This window comes from Marinobacter sp., from assembly GCF_041686475.1.
Lineage (GTDB): Bacteria > Pseudomonadota > Gammaproteobacteria > Pseudomonadales > Oleiphilaceae > Marinobacter.
On record NZ_JAWLDU010000117.1, the window covers coordinates 1 to 4,164 of the forward strand.

The window sequence follows — 4,164 nt, forward strand, 5'->3', positions numbered from 1 at the left end:
ACGGATAGAAGTGCGGTTGCAGTCCATGGCGGTATCACCACCACCGAGAACCACCACGCGCTTGCCTTTCATATCGATAAAATCTTCGGCATCCTTTTCAAAACCAAGGCGGCGGTTCACGTTGGACACCAGGAACGGCAGGGCATCGTGAACGCCCGGCAGGTCCTCGCCCGGGAAACCACCTTTCATATAGGTGTAGGTGCCCATGCCCATGAATACGGCATCGTATTCTGCGAGAATGTCAGCCATCGCCACATCCTTGCCCACTTCCGTGGAAAGGCGGAATTCCACACCCATTTCCTCGAAAACTTTGCGGCGGCGGCTCATTACGGACTTTTCAAGCTTGAACTCGGGAATACCGAAGGTCAGCAGGCCGCCGATTTCCGGGTAAATATCAAACACCACCGGTTTGACGCCATTACGGACCAATACGTCGGCACAGCCAAGGCCCGCCGGGCCCGCACCGATCACGGCAACCTTTCTGTCGGTCCATTTCACCGCAGACATGTCGGGCTTCCAGCCCAGCGCGAAGGCAGTGTCAGTGATGTACTTTTCGACAGACCCGATGGTCACGGCACCATAGCCATCGTTCAGCGTACAGGCGCCTTCACACAGACGGTCCTGGGGGCAAACCCGGCCACAGACTTCCGGCAATGAGTTGGTCTGGTGACACAACTCCACAGCCTTCATGATGTTGCCTTCAGACACCAGCTTCAGCCAGTTGGGAATGTAGTTGTGTACCGGACACTTCCACTCGCAGTATGGGTTCCCGCACTCCAGGCAACGATGCGACTGCGACGCTGCGTCTTCCTGGGTGTACTGGTGATAGATTTCACCAAACTCCTTCTTGCGCTTCTTTGCCGGTACTTTCTTCGGGTCGACGCGCCCAACTTCGACAAACTGGAAGTCGTTACTCAGTCGTTCTTTCATTATAAAGCTCTCATCAGACTCAATTTCGACACGGGCGTTACCATACCGGCAACGCCCCAACCCTGTTCTATCAACCGTTACTCCGGACGGGCCCGGGTACTGGCCAGCAGGCTGCGAAGATTTGCAGCCTTGGGCTTGACCAGCCAGAAGCGGCCGATGTAGTCGTCGAAATTGTCAAGAATATGCTCTGCCCATTCGCTCGCGGTTTCGGAAATATGCTCCCGGACAACCCCACGGAGGTGGTTCCGGTAGGATTCCATATCCTCGCTGGAAATACGCTGGATCTCCACCAGTTCATGGTTGTACTTATCCACGAAGGTGTTGTTCAAGTCCAGCACATAGGCAAACCCGCCGGTCATCCCAGCGCCAAAGTTATGGCCGGTGCTGCCCAGGACGGTTATCAGGCCACCGGTCATGTATTCACAGCAGTGATCGCCTGCGCCTTCCACAACCGCATGGGCACCGGAGTTGCGCACGCCGAACCGCTCACCGGCTGTGCCGGCAGCGAACAGTTTGCCTCCGGTCGCACCGTACAGGCAGGTGTTACCCACAATGGAGGTTTCCTGTGACTTGAAGGCACTGCCGGATGGCGGCCGCACAACCAGCTTACCACCGGTCATGCCTTTGCCTACGTAATCATTGGCATCGCCTTCAAGAAGCAGGTTCAGGCCGCCAACGTTCCACACCCCGAAGCTCTGTCCGGCGGTGCCGTTCAACTCAAGGGTAATCGGGGCTGACACCATGCCCTGATTGCCGTGCAATTGCGCAATCTCACCCGAGAGGCGGGCGCCAATCGAACGATCACAGTTGGTTACCCGGTAAGACCAGGTGCCCCCCGCCTTGGCCGCAATGGCGTCCGCCGTATCCTTTACCATCTGCTCGGCCAACCTGCCCTCATCAAAGGGATGGTTGCGCTCTACCTGACAGGTGTTGGGCTTGTCCGCCGGAATATGATCGTTGGACAGCAGGCGCGTAAGGTCCAGCTTCTTCTGGCGCGGGGTATCACCTGGCAGACGCTCCAGCAGGTCAACACGGCCCACCAGCTCCTCAAGACTGCGCACACCCAGTTTTGCCAGCCACTCGCGAGTTTCTTCCGCCACGAAGCGGAAGAAGTTCATGGCCATTTCCACGGTGCCCTTGAAGTGCTCCTCCCGCAGGTGCTCGTTCTGTGTCGCAACACCGGTGGCACAGTTGTTGAGATGGCAGATCCGCAGGTATTTGCAGCCCAGCGCTACCATTGGCGTGGTGCCAAAGCCAAAGCTTTCGGCACCCAGAATGGCACCCTTAACAACATCCAGACCGGTTTTGATACCACCATCCGTTTGCAGGCGAATCTTGCCACGCAGGTCGTTTGCCCGCAGTGCCTGCTGGGTCTCGCTGAGGCCAAGCTCCCAGGGGGAACCGGCATAGCGGATGGAGGTCAGCGGGCTCGCCGCAGTGCCGCCGTCATAGCCGGAAATGGTAATCAGGTCCGCATAGGCCTTGGCCACACCGGCAGCGATAGTGCCGACGCCCGGTTCGGAAACCAGCTTCACGGACACCAGAGCATTCGGGTTGACCTGCTTGAGATCGAAGATCAGCTGGGCCAGATCCTCGATCGAGTAGATATCGTGATGTGGCGGCGGGGAAATCAGCGTCACGCCCGGCACCGAATAGCGCAGGCGCGCAATCAGATCATTGACCTTGCCACCGGGCAACTGACCGCCTTCACCGGGCTTGGCACCCTGGGCTACCTTGATCTGCATGACGTCGGCGCTGCGCAGGTACTCAGCGGTAACACCAAAGCGACCAGAGGCAATCTGCTTGATTTTGGAGCGCTTTTCTGTGCCGTAACGAGCAGGGTCTTCCCCACCCTCGCCGGAGTTGGATCGGCTGCCCAGAGTATTCATGGCTACTGCCAGAGCTTCGTGGGCCTCCGGGGACAACGCACCGAGAGACATGCCGGCAGAGTCAAAACGCGGAAATATACTCTCGACCGGCTCAACCTCCGACATATCGATCGGCTTGATATCCTTGCGGAAACCCAGCAGATCCCGCAGCGTCGCAACCGGACGTTCGTTCACCAGCCCGGCGTATTCCATGTAATGCCCATAATCCCCGCTGGTAACGGCTTCCTGCAGCCTGGCGATCACATCCGGATTGAAGGCGTGGTATTCCTGCCCATGTATATACTTCAGCAGACCACCCTGGGAAATCGGCTTGCGATGCTTCCAGGCAACAGCGGCCAGTTGCTCCTGATCCTGCTGGAAATCAAAGAAGCCGGCGCCCTGGATGCGACTTGGGACGCCCTTGAAGCAAAGATCCACCACATCATCTGCCAGACCGATGGCCTCAAACAACTGGGCCCCACGATAGGAGGTGATGGTAGAGATGCCCATTTTGGACAGAATCTTGAGCAGACCTTTGTTGATGCCCTTGCGATAATTATTCTTCGCATCGATGGGATCCATCATCAACTCACCGGTACGGATCAGGTCATTGAGCACCTGATACGACAGATACGGGTATACAGCGGTGGCACCAAAACCAAATAGCACGGCAAAGTGGTGCGGGTCCCGAGCCCATCCGGTCTCTACCAGGATGTTGGAGTCACATCGCAGTCCCTTACTGACCAGGTGGTGATGAACGGCACCAGTCGCCATCATGGCATTCACCGGCAACTCGCCCTCTTTCAGGTCCTTGTCGGTCAGGATAAGGATCACCTTGCCATCCCGAACCGCCTGCTCGGCGTCGTCGCATACCTTCTGGACAGCCTTTTCCAGGCCCATTTCCGGGCTGTAGCTCATGCTGATGCGGGCCACTTCGAACCCGGGACGATCGTTATTGGCAATCTTCAGGAACTTGGCCGGCGACAGCACAGGCGTGGTCAGAATAATCCTGTTGGCGTGCTCAGGCGTTTCCTCGAACACATTACGTTCCGCGCCAATGCAGGTTTCCAGCGACATGACGATGGATTCCCGCAGCGGATCGATAGCCGGGTTGGTCACCTGGGCAAACTTCTGTCGGAAGTAATCCGCCACATGGCGGACACGGCTGGAGAGGACGGCCATGGGAGTATCATCACCCATGGACCCGACCGCTTCCTGGCTGTTTTCTGCCAGCGGACGCAGAACCTGATCGCGCTCCTCATAGGACACCATGAACATCTTCTGGTGGATATGGAGCTCGTCTGACTGCATCAGCTTGAAATCGGGGGTGTCCTGATTCAGCGTGGTTTCAACCCGCAGGGAATTC

General features: G+C 57.5%; 2 protein-coding genes. Both read right to left on the bottom strand.

All coding sequences use genetic code 11. From position 1 onward, the window contains the following. On the bottom strand, window positions 1-930 hold a 930-nt coding region (locus tag ACESMB_RS14840; RefSeq protein WP_372971968.1), incomplete at its 3' end, for a glutamate synthase subunit beta. Between the two features lie 77 nt (window positions 931-1,007). Continuing rightward, on the bottom strand, window positions 1,008-4,164 hold a 3,157-nt coding region (gene gltB / locus ACESMB_RS14845; protein WP_372971969.1), incomplete at its 5' end, for a glutamate synthase large subunit.